11 protein-coding genes are annotated in these 15390 nt (G+C 63.3%); 2 read left to right on the forward strand and 9 right to left on the reverse strand.

Annotation, left to right across the window (positions count from 1 at the left end; genetic code table 11):
- Both DM872_RS24975 and DM872_RS24980 read left to right on the forward strand, forming a co-directional pair.
- Nucleotides 1-1422 (forward strand): amidase, encoded by a 1422-nt coding sequence (locus DM872_RS24975; RefSeq protein ID WP_179061924.1) that lies wholly within the window; start codon nucleotides 1-3, stop codon nucleotides 1420-1422.
- 399 nt (nucleotides 1423-1821) lie between these two features.
- A complete protein-coding gene (locus DM872_RS24980; RefSeq protein WP_179061925.1) occupies nucleotides 1822-3264 on the forward strand; it encodes a purine-cytosine permease family protein in 1443 nt (480 codons plus the stop codon).
- Between the two features lie 295 nt (nucleotides 3265-3559).
- Here the strand turns inward: DM872_RS24980 and DM872_RS24985 are convergent, their stop codons facing one another.
- The 9 genes from DM872_RS24985 to DM872_RS25025 all read right to left on the reverse strand — a co-directional run bounded on the left by DM872_RS24985 (nucleotide 3560) and on the right by DM872_RS25025 (nucleotide 15242).
- Nucleotides 3560-6100 (reverse strand): fused MFS/spermidine synthase, encoded by a 2541-nt coding sequence (locus tag DM872_RS24985; RefSeq protein WP_179061926.1) that lies wholly within the window; start codon nucleotides 6098-6100, stop codon nucleotides 3560-3562.
- An 81-nt stretch (nucleotides 6101-6181) separates the two neighbouring features.
- Nucleotides 6182-7750, reverse strand: a complete 1569-nt coding sequence (locus DM872_RS24990) for an arylsulfatase (RefSeq protein WP_179061927.1) — start codon at nucleotides 7748-7750, stop codon at nucleotides 6182-6184.
- A gap of 108 nt (nucleotides 7751-7858) precedes the next feature.
- A complete protein-coding gene (locus DM872_RS24995; RefSeq protein WP_179061928.1) occupies nucleotides 7859-8860 on the reverse strand; it encodes an HAD family hydrolase in 1002 nt (333 codons plus the stop codon).
- A 41-nt stretch (nucleotides 8861-8901) separates the two neighbouring features.
- Nucleotides 8902-10212: a BatD family protein gene (locus tag DM872_RS25000; protein ID WP_179061929.1), complete on the reverse strand. Its 1311-nt coding sequence runs from the start codon at nucleotides 10210-10212 to the stop codon at nucleotides 8902-8904.
- Complete coding sequence (locus DM872_RS25005) at nucleotides 10209-11810, reverse strand: VWA domain-containing protein (protein ID WP_179061930.1); 1602 nt, start codon at nucleotides 11808-11810, stop codon at nucleotides 10209-10211. Before DM872_RS25005 ends, DM872_RS25000 begins: the two co-directional genes overlap by 4 nt.
- 1 nt (nucleotide 11811) lies before the next feature.
- Nucleotides 11812-12813, reverse strand: coding sequence for a vWA domain-containing protein (locus DM872_RS25010; protein ID WP_179061931.1), 1002 nt, complete (start codon nucleotides 12811-12813; stop codon nucleotides 11812-11814).
- Nucleotides 12800-13306, reverse strand: coding sequence for a DUF4381 domain-containing protein (locus DM872_RS25015; protein ID WP_179061932.1), 507 nt, complete (start codon nucleotides 13304-13306; stop codon nucleotides 12800-12802). The genes DM872_RS25010 and DM872_RS25015 overlap by 14 nt, the downstream gene beginning before the upstream one ends.
- Nucleotides 13303-14253, reverse strand: a complete 951-nt coding sequence (locus DM872_RS25020) for a DUF58 domain-containing protein (protein ID WP_179061933.1) — start codon at nucleotides 14251-14253, stop codon at nucleotides 13303-13305. Before DM872_RS25020 ends, DM872_RS25015 begins: the two co-directional genes overlap by 4 nt.
- 14 nt (nucleotides 14254-14267) lie before the next feature.
- A complete protein-coding gene (locus tag DM872_RS25025) occupies nucleotides 14268-15242 on the reverse strand; it encodes an AAA family ATPase (RefSeq protein WP_179061934.1) in 975 nt (324 codons plus the stop codon).
- Between the last annotated feature and the right edge of the window lie 148 nt (nucleotides 15243-15390).

Genomic DNA, 15390 nt, shown 5'->3' on the forward strand with positions numbered 1-15390 from the left:
ATGACTCGCGATGAATATAAGAACTTCGATGCGGTAAGCCTTGTTCAGCTGGTAAAGGCTGGCGAAGTCACCGCCCTGGAATTGGTCGACCTTGCGATCAATGAAATCGAAATCCAGGACCACGAGCTGGGGGCAGTCGTGTCCATCGATGTCGAAGGCGCTCGACGGGCGGCCACAAGCCATGAACAAAGCTCCCTGGCCGGCCTGCCCATGCTGATAAAGGACACCAATATCGACGTCGAAGGTTTTGCAACCCGACACGGTTCCCGCCTGTACAAGGATGCAGTGGCGGCAAAGGCTGATAGCGAACTCGTCACCCGCCTGCGCAATGCCGGAGCGATCATTCTGGGGAAGGCCAAGACGCCGGAGTTCGCCGGGGATTTCGTCACGGAGCCCGAGTACTTCGGCCCCTGCCGAAACCCCAGGAATCCGAAGTACGCATCCGGTGGTTCCAGTGGCGGCTCGGCCTGCGCGGTCGGTGCCGGCATGGTGCCTGTGGCTCATGGAACTGATTGCGGCGGCTCGATCCGCGTCCCGGCATCGGTCTGCGGTGTCGTCGGCTTGAAACCCAGCCGGGGACGCAACCCGGTTGGTCCCCATGTCGGGGAGTTCGTCGGCGGTCTCGATAGCGAACACGTGCTGACCAGGACCGTCCGCGACACCGCCTTGCTGCTGGACGTCCTGGCCGGCTACGAGTCTGGCGCGCCGTATGCGGCCCCCGCTGCGCCGTCCTCCTGGCTTGAGAGCCTGAACAAGGCTTCGCCCTCGTTGAACATTGCCTTCAGCTGCTCCCGACCCGACGGCTCGGATATAGACGAGTCCATTCGTAACGCGGTTCTCCGCGTGGTGGATTTCCTGGGCTCGGAAGGCCACAAGCTGCGCGACTTCAACTGGCCGGACCTGACGGGCGCGGGCGATGCCGCAGCCGTCTTCTGGCAGCTCGAAATCGAAGCCCTGATGGCGCATCAGGCAGCGACGCTGGGCCGCCCGGTCGGCGAAGGCGATGTCGAATGGATCACGTACGAAATGTACAAGCAGTCGTGCCGCCGTTCCGCCCTGGATGTCCATCACGCGAGGGCCGTGCAGAACCGCGTCTCACGTCGTATCGCGGCAAGCTTCACGGAGATCGATGTGCTGATCACGCCTACGGTGGCGCTCGCTCCGCCCTTGATCGGTGGGTTCACCGCTTCCGGGGAAAAGCAGTTGGAGGTCTGGTACGAAAATGCCTATGCCTTCTCCCCCTTCACCGAAGTCTTCAACCTCACCGGTCAACCCGCTATCAGCGTACCGGTCGGCGTCATGGGCAACGGGCTGCCGATCGGACTGCAGATAGTCGGAAGATTTGGCGATGAGGAAACCATTCTCAGACTGGCCAGTGAAATCGAAAAAAGCTTTCCTTTTAGAGTTCTGTTCCAGGAATAAGTGCGCAGAACTGACCTCTCAGCCCTGCCAACTTAAATAGAACGACCCTCCACCCACCCGCAGGACGCATTGAACTAATGAAATGAATAGTGCGCGCAGCCTATTCACCATTAGCGGTTCGCTGCGCCTGCAATTCACCTGGAGAGGGTAACTATGAGTTCCCAGGAAATGATAAGACGAGGAAATACCGATGCAATGAATCGACACTCATAAGTTACGACCCCTGCCTGAACTTTAAAAAAGGCAAGAAGTTAATGGCGTCGCCTGAGGAAAGAGGAAGCTGTTTGAAAACGGAATTTCAACCCGAGATAAAATCACCTGCAACCTGGTAAACCACTTAACTTATTTGCTTTTCTGCCTAACAAATGTACTACGACAAGAAAGATAGGTACGAAGATCATGTTAGCCAAAGAAAACCCCTCATCTGCTGGACGTTTCAATCTGGAAGTACGCTCCATTGACCACGTTCCACATTCAGAACGCCATGGCAAGGCGTGGCACCTATGGCCCATCTGGTTCTGCGGTGGAGCACAGCTGACGACCCTGGCCGTGGGGATCATCGGTATCGGCATGGGCGCCAATCTGTTGTGGTCCGCCATCGCCATCATTCTCGGTTGTGCCTTCGGTACGCTGTTCATGGCCGGACACTCCACCCAGGGTCCGCAAATGGGCCTGCCGCAACTCATCCAGTCCCGTCCCCAGTTCGGCTATCTCGGCGCCCTGCTCGTCTACCTCGTGGCCATCGTCACCTACGTCGGCTACAACGCCTTCAATCAACTGCTGGTTGGGCAGACCTTGCATGAATTGCTAGGCGTCTCCGAAAACGGGTCGGCCCTGGTCTTCTCGCTACTGGCAATCATCATGGCGGTTGCCGGGTACAACACCTTCCACAAGGTCCAGCGGGGCCTGGCCTTTCTGATGGTCGCACTCATGCTGGCGCTTACCATCGGCCTGCTCCTGTCCATGAAACTTCCGGCCAATCAACTGACCTTGAGCGAGTTCAAGCTCAATGCCTTCCTGGCTCAGTTCTTTGTCGCTGCCGCCTACCAACTGAGTTGGGCCATCTACGTTTCCGACTATTCCCGCTACCTGCCTGCAAACGTCAGCGTTCGCGCCTCGTTCTGGTGGACCTACATGGGTGCCATGATCGGCGGCGTCTGGATGATGCTGATCGGCGCGATAGCCACCGCACTCAGCCCCGGCCAGAACCTGGCCGCCGGCCTGGTGATGCTGGGAAACATGGTCTTCTCGGGGTTCGGCGAAATCCTGGTGATCATCTCGGTGCTCATTCTGATTACCAGTGCGGCACAAAACTTCTATGGTGCGTCAATTACCCTGCTCAGCATCATCGACACGATAAAGACCCAGAAATCCACCCTTCTGAAACGCATTATCGCAATGGTGGTCGTCGGTAGCTCCGCAATGCTTATCGCCCTATCCGCATCCGCCAACTTCGTAAAAGAGTTCGGTGATTTCCTGGCAATCCTGCTCTATCTGTTCACGCCCTGGACGGCAATCAACCTCGTAGATTTTTACGGCGTTCGCCACGGGAAATACTCCATAAAGGAAATATTCAACCCAAACGGGATCTATGGAAAATGGAACTGGCGCGGCATTGGGGCGTACATCGTTGGATTCATGATCATGCTGCCCTTCTCCAATACCGGACTTTACACAGGCTTTATCTCTGAAAGGTTGGACGGCGCAGATATCAGCATGCCTATCGGACTTGCAGCTTCGGCGCTGGTCTATTGGTTCCTTTGCCGTTCGCAGAATATTCAGCAGGAGTTGAATAGAGTCGGCAGTCTTGACTTCGGGCTGGAGAATAGCGCCGCCCGGTAGCGACCAGAATCATGGGTGGTACGCCACCCATGATTCACGTGAGTGGAATTGAACTGCCGCCTGCAACCAACGTTGCAACGCCGAACGTTGGGTTTCGCTCCGCTCTACCACAACCTACAAATGCAGCGAATAAATTCGCTCCCACAACTCCATGGGGCCCTTCCTGTGGGGGCGAATTCATTCGCCAAGCAGGACGCAGTCCTGCCGTAGGTTGGTCCGAGGAACGAGGCCCAACATTGCGGGGCCGATCGTTGGGTTTCGCTCCTTCAAAAGCAAACCCCACACCATTGCCCGCCTACTGCCTATTACCGATGAACCAGCGGTAATAGGGGTTGTCGCCGTCGCTGCGCGCCAGCTCGCGGACTTCGCGGGCCCAGGCCTGGCGATTGCCGTTGTAAGCGTGCAGCGTCAAGGCGTAGAAGCGCGCCAGCGAGCGCCATTGGTCGTCCACGGCGCCACGGAAACCGGCGTCCGTGTTCACCAGCAGCGGTGGCGTGCGCAAGGCCAGCAATTCCGGCAGGACCCGCGTGATTTCCTTGCTACGTACCCAGGGTGCGTACTCGATGCGCGGGTGGTCATCGGTGACCGCAAGTGCATCCCCCGCGAAGCGTTCCAGCCCGTCACGATCGGTCACCCAGGTGGCCAGCAGGGCCGCGGCGGAATCGACCCCCACTTCTGCCAGCGCCCCAGCGACTTCGGGTTGCTCGAAGCGTTGACGAATTCGCGTGACATCCAGCTCCTGGGGCTCCAGGGAACCGATCAGCAGCATCTCGTGGAATTCGGTGGTCCACAGCGACGCATGGGGGAACACATCGAGGAAACTGCGCACCAGGGAGCGGCTGTCATCCAGGTTCTGTGTCGGCAGCGGCAGCCATTGAGCCACGAGGCCGCCGGGCTGCAACCGCGAGGCGGCCAACTGGTAGAAGTCCCGCGAGTAGAGGTTGACCACCCCGGCTGCCGAGGGGGGTGGCGGCTCCAGGGTGACCAGGTCGTAGCGCTCGGTGCTACGCAGCAGTTCACGGCGGCCATCGCGCAGACGGATATCCAGGCGGGGGTCGTTCACGGCGTCAAAATTGCCGTGGAACAGCGGCGCGGCAGCCAGCACCTCAGGCAGCAACTCTGCCACCACAGGTCGTTGCAAGCTGGGGTAACGCAACATGGCGCCAGCGGTGATGCCGGTGCCGAAGCCGATGACCAGCGCCGACCTTGGCTCGTGACGCTGGATCAGCAGCGGCAGCAAGGCTTGCAGGCGCATGTAGCGCAACGACGGCATGGCATCGCCAGTGTTGGACACACCCTGGATGTACAGGCGGCTGAATTCGCGCCCCTGCCGTCCCTGGGTCACCACGGCGACGGTGCCACCCCTGCCCTCCTCGTAGAAGGTGATCTGCCCATTGCGCGCGCCGGGCAACAGTTCCGCCAGACGCTGGGGAGGCGTGAGCATGCCGACAGCCAGCGTCGCCACGGCCACCGCCAGGATCGCCCCGCGCTTGCCCCGGCTGACGTTGGCACCCCGCCAGGCGGCGATACAGCCCACCAACGCCGCCAGCATTGCGAGCATGGCCAGGGTACGCACCAGGCCCACGCCGGGGACCAGCAGGAAGCCGGTGAGCACCACGCCGAGGATGCCACCCAAGGTGTTGAGGGCGACCACCGCCCCCACATCGCGACCGACATGCCCGCTGTCCACCGACAGCCGCAGGGCCAGCGGAAAGGCAGCGCCGAGCAAGGTCGTCGGTAGAAAGACCATGCACAGCGCCGCTGTGGCGAAGCGCGCGCACATGCCAGCCAGCTCGTTGCCGGTAGCCTGCAGCACGAGCATTTCCACCTGGGTCTGGGCGATCACCAGCCAGCGGCCGAGGCCCGCCACTTGCAACAGGGCAATCAGCCCCGCAGCGGCGATCAGCAGTCCGAACAGGCCCCAGGGGTCCCGAATCCGGTCGGCACGGCTGGCATATAGGGCGCTACCCAGCACCAGGCCGGTCAGGTAGGTGGCGAGCACCATGGCGAAGGCGAAGGTGCGAGTGCTCATGAACTGAACGATGGACTGGCTCCAGACCACTTCGTAGCCAAGCGCCACACCGCCCGCGACGCAATACAGGGCGATGGCGAGGCGCGCCCCAGATGAGCGCGGCATCCGCGAGGTTGTAGACGGCTGCTCCGGCAGATCGTCATTGCGCCGGGTGACCCAGGCGCCGGCTGCGGCCAGTAGGTTCAGGCAAGCGGCCGCCAACGCGCTCCCAGTCACCCCCAGTTGCGGCAGCAGGACAAAGGCTGCCAGCAAGGTGCCGGCAATGGCGCCGGCGGTGTTGGCCGCGTATAGCCGCCCACCGGCTTCGCCCAGTTGGCCGTCGGCAGGCGTGAGGGAGCGGACCAGCACCGGCAAGGTGCCGCCCATGAGAAAAGCAGGCAGCCCTACCAGCAGGAAGGGCAACAGCCAGGCGAGCAGGCCGATCCGGTCTTCCAGTCGTGCGAACAGGCCGGCCGAGTTTGCCAGGGCCAGCGTGGCGGCGACGCCCAGGACGGCCACCGCAAGCTCCAGCAAGGCATAGAGGTGCACCGGGCGACGCAGGCGGTCGGCCCAGCGACCGAAGACCAGCCCACCCAGGGCAAGTCCGGCGAAGAAGGCACTGATGCCGGTGGTGACGGCGTAGACCTCCACCCCCACCACCAGAGAGAGCTGTTTGACCCAGAGCACCTGGTAGACCAGCGCCGCGCCGCCAGAAACGAACAGCAACGCTGCGGGAATGAGTATCTGCAAGGGAAGCCGTTTGTGGGCATCTTCACGCACCGTGGCTCGGGAACGCGCACGGGACGAACTCGCGGCTGAGGACATCGACTGGCCTTATCGGATTGGCTAACCCGCAGAAGGTAGTTGAAAAGAAGGTGCCCGCCAGGAGGCGGGCACCGGGTCGATCTACTGCTGTTTCATTTTCTCTTCGATTTTCTTGTTCACGTCAGATTGGATCTGGTCGATGCTGAAGCTGGCCGGACGCTGGCTCGGCGGGTACTCGACGAAGGTCTGCAGGAACTTCGCCGCCTTCTGGGTCGCCTGCATGAGCAGGTAATCGTTCTTGGTCAGCCAGTCGTAGTACTGGTCAGACACAACGTCAGCCCGCTCGTAGGGATCCATGCGCAGGTTGAACAGTTTCGGCACCCGCAGGCAGGTGAACGGCTCGCTCCATACCTGCAAGCCACCGGGGGCGCGCTGTTCGCAATAAACGATCTTCCAATCGCCCATGCGCATGTTCACCAGTTCGCCGTCATCGTTGAAGTAGAAGAACTCGGTACGCGCACTCTTGTCGGTCTTGCCGGTGAGATAGTCGAGCTGGTTGTAGCCGTCCAGGTGCACCTTGAAGTTCTTGCCACCGACGTCGGTGCCCTTGAGCAGGCGATCCTTGATGTCGGTGTCACCCACGGCGGCGAGCAGCGTAGGGAACCAGTCCAGGCCCGAGAACAGCTGGGTGGAGACGCTGTCCGGCTTGATGTGGTTCGGCCAGCGGATCATCGCCGGCACCCGGAAGGCACCTTCCCAGTTGGAGTTCTTCTCGTTGCGGAACGGCGTGGTCGCCGCGTCCGGCCAGGACCACTGGTTCGGTCCATTGTCGGTGGTGTAGACCACGATGGTGTTGTCGGTGATCTTCAGGTCGTCCAGGGTCTTGAGCAGCTTGCCCACGTCGCCATCGTGCTCGAGCATGCCGTCGGCGTAGTCGTTGCCGACCATTCCGCTCTGTCCCTTCATGGATTCGCGCACGTGGGTGAAGGCGTGCATGCGGGTAGTGTTCATCCACACGAAGAACGGCTTGTCGGCCTTGACCTGCTTGTCGATGAAGTTGATCGCCGCCTGGGTGGTTTCGTCGTCGATGGTTTCCATGCGCTTGCTGGTCAGCGCACCGGTGTCCTCGATCTTACCGTCGGCGCTGGACTTGATCACGCCGCGAGGCGAAGCGGCCTTGACGAACTCCGCGTCATCCTTGGGCCAGTAGGGACGCTCGGGTTCTTCCTCCGCGTTCAGGTGATACAGGTTGCCGAAGAACTCATCGAAGCCATGGTTGGTCGGCAGGTACTCGTCCCTGTCGCCCAGGTGGTTCTTGCCGAACTGGCCGGTAGCGTAGCCGTGGGACTTGAGCACCTGGGCGATGGTGACGTCGCGGGCCTGCAGCCCGACCGGCACACCCGGCATGCCGACCTTGGACAAGCCGGTACGCAAGGTCGCCTGCCCGGTGATGAAGGTGGAGCGGCCTGCGGTGCAGCTGTTCTCCGCGTAATAGTCGGTGAACATCATGCCTTCCTTGGCGATGCGGTCGATGTTCGGCGTCTGGTACCCCATCACGCCCTTGCTATAGGCGCTGATGTTGGTCTGCCCGATGTCGTCCCCGAAGATCACCAGGATGTTCGGCTTGTCCGCCGCGTTTGCGGTACAAATGCCCATTGCCGCCGTCGCGGCCAGGGCAACTGTCGTTATCCATTTTCCACTGCGCTTCATATGGCCTTACTCCGTCTTAAGTTGTTGTGTCGCCACGACTACGTACACGAGAGATACCAACTGCCCGACTAGTGTCCCTGTGTCCCTGCGGTTTCTCGTTAGGGGTGGTCAGTTGGTTTCGAAGGGATAGACACGGCGCCACTCCGTCGCCATGTCCACCACTGTCCAGTTGCCGGCTTTCGCCGCGTCCAGCGCTTTGTCCAGCCGGCCGATCTTGCTTTCCCGGTCATAGGCCCATTCGCGCGTGGCGTCGGTGTGGTGAACCAGTCCGGCGAAGCGCTTGCCCTCCCCGGCCATGGTCCACTGGAGCATCTGCAGGTCGCCGTCGGAATTGCCGAAGGCGAGGATCGGCCGCCGGCCGATGATGGTGTCGATGCTCACCGGCTTGCCCGGGCCGTCATCGTTGTGCAGGAGCTTGGGCAGACGCTGGATCGACAACTTGCCGTCCTGGTCCTGGAACTGCGACGCGAAATTGGTGCCGATCACCTGTTCCGGCGGCACGCCATAGACCTCTTCGGCGAAGGCGCGCATGAAGGCCACTTCACCGCCGGAAACGATGTAGGTCTTGAAGCCATTCACCCGCAGAAACGCCAGCAGTTCCCGCATCGGCTGGAAGATCATCTCGGTATAGGGTTTCTGGCTGCGCGGATGCACGGACTTGGCCAGCCAGCTCCGACTGAGGGCGATGAACTCATCGGTACTCATCCCGGTATGGGTAGCGCCGATGATCTTCATCATCCCTTCCGTTCCGCTTTCCGCCAGGGCCTTGTGGTCACCTTCGAGTACCGCCTTGAAGGGCTGCTGCTCCTTCCATTCGGGATGCTGCGGCGCCAGGCGCTTCACCTCATCCATGGCGAACAGCACCTCGAAATACATCGGCTGCTCGCTCCACAAGGTCCCGTCGTTATCGAACACCGCGATGCGTTCGGCTTCCGGCACGAAGTCCTTGCCCCCTTCCGTGGTCACTGCCGCGACGAAGGCTTCGATGGCCTTGCGAGACGGACCGTCCTTCCAGGAGGGCAAGGGGTCCTGCGCCTGCGCCAGAAAAGGCAGGACCAGGAGCAATGTGAACCACCAGCGCAAGTTATTCAGAGCAGATGATGGGCGCATGTGACGTCCTTGCTGAGAGCGATATACCTGGCCCTACCGGCTCAGGGTCGGAGCGGTTTCAATCCGTGGCTGGCACGGCCTTTCTTACTCGTTTCAGCTGCCACGCGCCGCACATCGGGCAATACCTGCGACAGATCGGAAGCTGCTTGATTGTCGGACGGTTCCGACCCGTAGCGAGCCTTGAAGAAGGCTAGCAAACGATTCGCGATACGGTCGGGCAACGGCTGAGAAAATTCCGACAGTGTCCGACTGCCAGTACTTCGGCGAACCCAAAGGTACAGCCCACCCAGTTGCGCCGGGCGGGCTGCCAACTGCTTTCGAGCCAGTTGCCAGGCATGCTCGGCGGAGTCCAGCCAGGCCTGCTGGCGGGCCGCTCGCCAACGCCGCCACCCAACCAGCGCGGCGCGCGCCCAGGGGCGGCCGAAGTACGCAAGCCCGGCCACGAGCGACAGCAGCACGGCCAGCAACAGCCAGTGGCCGGAAACCTTCACCTGGGCTTTCTGCCCCAGGTCGCGCAGGTCTTCGTTGATGGAGAACGGCGCCTGGTAAGCGCCCTTTGCGGCTTCGATTTCCACTGCCGGCACTGAAATGCTGTGCGCTTCGCCGGTAGTGGCATCCCACCATTTCAGCTCGATGGCCGGCAGCTCGAAGGTGCCAGCATCACCGATCACGTAGGTCACGGAGTCGTCGCGGGCCCCACCGTTGGTGCCGCCACGGCCGTCGCTGAGCGGTTGTACCTTGGGCGTCTGAACGTAGCGCTTGAGCCCTTTGACTTCGGCGAACAGGGGCGGCGGGATGAGCATGGCCTGGGCGCCCTCCGCCTCCACCCGCAGGCGCCGGGTAATGCTGTCGCCCTGCCGCAACGGCTCGTGGGAACGCTGGATGTCCTGGGTGAGCTTCACGCTGCTCGCCACCAGCCGCTGCTCACCACCCGCGCCCGCCAGGGCCTTGGCCGCGAAGGACAGCGACTGGCCCTTGATCTTCACCGGACCGCTCGCCTGCCCCGGCTGGACCTGGAACTCCAGGACCGGGATGTCGAAACGCCGCGCCGTTTGTGGGGTGATCTGGTACGTGTAGCGCAGGCCGAAGAACGTCTTGCCATCGTGCTGCTCGGTCAGGTGTTGCGCTTCGCCGGTGGGCGGTATCACCAGCGCGCCGGGCAGGTCGAGCTTCGGCAGGACGGGCGCGGCGGTGAACCAGGTGTCTACCAGCAGATCCACCTCCAGCGTGACGATTCCGCCAACCACCGCGCCATCCGCCGGAACCAGCCGCTGTTGCACCCGCACTTCGGGCTCGGCCGCTTGCGCCAGCCATGGCAGGCAGAGCAGCAACAGCCACACCAGCCGCTTCATTGGGAGGCCTCCTTGGCTTGCTGGCGCGCGGCTTCCTGCAAGGAAAACTTGCGCTTGAGGAACATTGCCGGGGAAGTGGTCAGGTTGTTCAACCAGACCTGGTCGGATGCGGCCTGGGCCTTGTCCTGCTGCACTTGCTTGCCGCCCTGCGAAGGTGTCTGGTCTTCCACCACCTTGTCGGGCTTCTCGTTGGGCGTGCCCTCCTGCTGCTGGTCCTCGTAATCCTTCAGCAACGCTTGGGCCAGGGCCAGGTTGGCGGTGGCCTCGGGGAACTGCGGCTGCTTCGTCAGCGCCTGCTGATAAGCGGCGATGGCCTCGGAAAACTTGAACAGACGGACGTAGGTATTGCCGAGGTAGAAGTACGCGGTTGCGCTGTCCAGTCGCGCAAAGCTGGCCAGCGCCATTTGGAAATCCGCTGCCTGGTAGGCGGCCAGGCCTTTCCAGTACGGGTCGGTAAAGTGCGCAGCGGCCCCCGGGTAATGCCCATGCTCGAAGGCCCAGCGTCCTTGCTGGTCGGGCGTGAAGAAGGCATCCGCCAGGGCCCCAGCCTGCGCGGGGGCGGGGGTTCCGACGAGCGAAACCGCCAGCAGCAACCCGCCCAGCCAGTGCACCTGCCAGCCGCGCCGCACGCAGCACAGGGCGATAAGCGCCAGCGGCCAGCACAGCCAGTAGCCGGCATCCTTCCAGTGCACTTGTCGGCCATCGCCCTGCACCGCCTGGAAGTGCTGCTGGGCGTGCAGCTCGATCCAGTCGAGGTCGTCGTCATTCAGGGTCAGGCTGCCGAGGGGTGCATTGGCTGCGTCGGCAAGACGCTTCAGGCCTTCCTCATCGAAGGTCGCCGCCACCGGGCGGCCGTCGGCGGCAATCAGCGGCTGGCCGCGAGCATCCCGTACCAGGCCACCATCCCGACTCCCGACGGCAAGGACGAGCACCTGCAGATCGCCGCCTGCCAGGCGCTTGCCGATTGCCTCGAACTGGCCGGCGTCGGCACCGTCGGTGACCAGCACCAGGGTGCCGGGGGCCTTTTCCGCATCGAGAATCTTGCGCGCCTCATCGATCACACCCAGCACGTCCTTGCCCGATTGCGACATCAGGTCGGTGGCCAACGCCTCGACGAAGGTATCCAGTAGCGCCGGGTCTTCGGTGGCGGGTAGCACCAGGTGCGCCCCGCCGGCGTAGGCAACCAGCGCGGTGCGGGCGCCGGCCCGGCGTTGGATCAGGTCATGCAGCTTGTGCTTGGCGGCGGCGAGCCGCGTGGGTGGCACGTCGTCGGCATCCATGGATGGCGAGAGGTCGACCGCAAGGATCAGCGGCGCCCGGTTGTCGAGGAAGGCGGGACTGTCCTGTTCCCAGGTCGGCCCCGCTGCGGCCAGGCCACCGAGTGCCAATAGCGCCCCAAGCAGGTAGACCGGGCGCAGGCGTTGCTGATCTTCCGGGGTAATGAGCAGCCGTTCCATCAGGTGCGGCGCGATAACACCGTTGAGCTGGCGCTTGAGGTCATGGCGGCGAATCCAGAGCACCGGCAGCAGCACGCCCGGCAGGATCAGCAGCAACCAGAGGGGCCGCAGGAAGTGGAAGGCACTGAGGTCGATGGTCATCTCAGTGCTCCATTTCCGTCTGGGCCACCGCGCCCCGGGAAACCCGACCGAACAGCGCTGCGAGCAGATGGCAAACGCCCAGGAGCAACAGCGCCGCGCCCAGCGGCCACCAGAACAGGTCCCGCTTGGGCTGGTGGCTGAAGGTCTTCACCTTGTGGGGCGTGAGCTGGTCGAGGGTGGCGTAAACCTGCTGCAGGGCGTCGCGATCACTGGCGCGGAAGAAGCGACCGCCCGTGGTATTGGCGATGTCCTGGAGGGTCTCCAGGTCCACTTTGGCATCGCCAGTGGCATCGGGGTCGCCGATGCCGATGGTGTGCACGATGATCCCGCGCGCCTTCGCCAGCTTCGCCGCATGGGCGGGGGTGATGGCGCTGCCGGTGTCGTTACCGTCGGTGAGCAGGATCAACACCTTTTCCTGCTCCTTCGTGGCTTCCAGCAGCTTGATGGTCAGTCCGATGGCATCGCCCAGGGCGGTATTCGGCCCGGCCATGCCGATGCCGACTTCGTCCAGCAGCACCCGCAGACTGGCGTGATCGAGGGTGAGCGGTGCCTGCGGGTAGGCGCCGGTACCGAACACGATCAGGCCGATGCGGTCGTCCTTGCGCCGTTCGATGAAGTCGCGTACCACGCCTTTCACCGCCACCAGGCGATTCACCTGGCGGCCGCTGGCATCGGTGTAGTCGGTGGTCTCCATGGACTGGGAGATATCGATGGCGAGCATCAGGTCACGGATCGGCTGCTCGTGCTGGATGGCCTTTTCGACAAACACCGGTCGCGCGCAGGCCGCTACCAGCAGGGCCCAGACCAGGAGGTTGAGCAGTATTTGCCAGCGCCCTCCCCGCCCCCCGCTGGCCCCCGGCACCTGGCCGACGGCGCGGCTCATGGCCGAAAAGAACGGTACTCGCAAGGCGCTGCGAGCCTCGCGGTATTCACCCAGATAGCGCCACGCCAACCACGGCAGCGGCAGCAGGAATAGCACCCAGGGATAGTCAAACTGCCACATGGTGCGCCTCTATCCAGTGCCGGCTGGTGGCGAACAGCGAGCGCACGTTCGCATCGGGGATGGCCAGGAGCCGCGCATTGGGCGCGTAAGCGACAACGAACAGACCTGCGGCGAAGCCTTCCGGCAAAGGCGCCGGGGACCGCTCGGCAAGGAACCGCTGCCACTCCTGGCCGCCCAGACGCGCCACAGGTGGCGCATCGGGCATGGACAGTGCGACGCGCTTTAGCAGCTCCGGCAGTTCGCGCATGGCCGCAAGGCGCCGCTCCTGGTCATCCAGCGCGCCCACCAGCGAATCCAACTGCATCAATGCTTCCCGCCGGTAGCGGTCACGCTGCCAGCGCCGCCATTTCAGGAAGCCGCACACCAGGGCAACGGCCAGCACCACCAGCAACAGCACCAGCCAGCCCCAGGTCTGGGGCCAGTAGCTGTAGGGGGGCACTGGCAGTGCCAGTTCCTTGAGTTGATCGATGCTCGGCGCTGCGGTAGTGCTCATCGCGGCATCCCCGATAGCCGACCCAGCTCGCGCCGCACCTGGTCGAGGGTGTCCTCGCCGGTGTTGATCATCATCACCGGCACCTGGCTGCGACGCAGCAGTTCGGCCACCTCCTGCAGACGCCCGGCGAGGAACTCGCCCAGGGGGCGCTGGACCTGGCGACGCTCCACCTCCAGTTCCACTTGCAGCTCCCCCTGGGTCACGGTAACGCGCCCCTTCTCGGGAACGTTCAGCGCAAGGGGATCGTAGACCTGCATGGCGATCACATCGTTGTGGGCGCTGAGCTGACGCAGCAGTTGCAAGGTCTGCGACGTGACGCCGGCGAAGTCGCTGATGATGCAGATCAGATGGTCGTGGCCCGCTGCGCCGATGCAGCTGCGCAGCACAACGTCGAGCTGATCGCCTCCCTCGCTATCCGGCTGATCGACGCTCAGGCGGTGATTCGCCCGGACCACTGCCGCGCACAGGGCCTCGATGCGGTTGCGGCTGCGCAACGGGCGTATGTGCTCCACCCGCTGGTCGTCGAACACCAGGCCGCCCACGCGGTCGCCGGCGTGGAAACTCATCCAGGCCGACAAGGCTGCCAGCTCCGCTGCCGTCACCGACTTGAAGTAGCGCCGAGAGCCGAAATACATGTTCATGCGTTGATCCACCAACACCAGCGTCGGCCGGTCGCGCTCCTCGGTATAGGTGCGCACGAAGGGTTTGCCGAAGCGCAAGGAGGCGCGGCAGTCGAGGTGCCGCAGATCGTCGCCGGGAATGTAGTGGCGCAATTCGTCGAAGCTCAGCCCGCGCCCTCGCAAGCGCGAAGCGTGGTTGCCGGCGAGGATGCTCGACAACGGCTGACGGGAATGAAAGCCCAGGCCACGGACGCGATGCTCCAGCGCCATCAGTTGGGCGAGCGAAACGTAGACGAAGCCATCTGGAGCCGTTTGCGTCTGTTGCATGGCCATGGGTCCATTCAGGCTGGGATCGCCACCTTGTCCAGCAGGCGGTCCAGAACCTGGTCCGCATTCACGCCGTCAGCGATGGCGTCGTAGGAAAGCTGCAGACGGTGGCGCAAGACCGGGTGCACCACCGCGCGTACATCATCCGGCGAGACGAACGCGTTGCCCGCCAGCCAGGCGTGCGCCCGTGATACGCGATCCAGGCTGATGCCGCCCCGCGGACTGGCGCCGATATTGATCCAGCGGGCCAGGTCCGTGTCGTAGTCGGCTGGGTGGCGCGTCGCGTTGATCAGATCGATCAGGTAGCGGTCGATGGCTTCCGAAACATGCACGCCGGCCAGTTCTCGCCGCGCCGCGAACACCACCTCCTGGGGCAGGCGCACCGGCTCCTGGCGCGTACCCTGCGCAGCCTGTTCCTCGCCCCGCACCAGGCGCAGGACCTGCGTCTCGTCTTCCACCTTCGGGTAGTCCAGTTGCACCTTCATCAGGAAGCGGTCCATCTGCGCTTCCGGCAGCGGGTAGGTGCCTTCTTGCTCGATGGGATTCTGCGTTGCCAGCACCATGAACAGGCCCGGCATCGGGTAGCTCTGGCCGGCGACGGTGATCTGCCGCTCTTCCATGGCTTCCAGCAGAGCGGCCTGGACCTTGGCCGGGGCGCGGTTGATTTCGTCAGCGAGGATCACGTTGCCGAAGAGCGGGCCGGGCTGGAACTTGATCTGGTTACCCTCGGCGGTCTGCTGGAGGATCTCGCCGCCAGTGATATCCGACGGCAGCAGGTCCGGGGTGAACTGGATGCGGCGCATCTGCGCCTCCAGATGGGTGGCCAGTGCCTTGACGGTGCGGGTCTTGGCCAGGCCCGGCAGGCTTTCCAGCAGTACATGGCCGTTGGCCAACAGCCCCAGCAGCACGTGACGAATGATATGGGCCTGCCCCAGCACCAGCTCGGAAACGCTGGCTTCCAGTCCTGCAATCTGCTCGCGTGTAGTCACTGATCCATTCCCTTGCTGAGGTTCAGAAAGTTGACCATCGACGCTTGCGTGGAGTGGCGCACTGTCGACCAACCCTGCTCGGGCCTGGATCGCCTACACCGGACGCATTCGTGAACTGCGGTCCGGTAACTCTAGCCGCAAGTGGTTC

Origin of the sequence: Pseudomonas taiwanensis (assembly GCF_013393345.1) — a bacterium.
Classification (GTDB): Bacteria; Pseudomonadota; Gammaproteobacteria; order Pseudomonadales; family Pseudomonadaceae; genus Metapseudomonas; species Metapseudomonas resinovorans_C.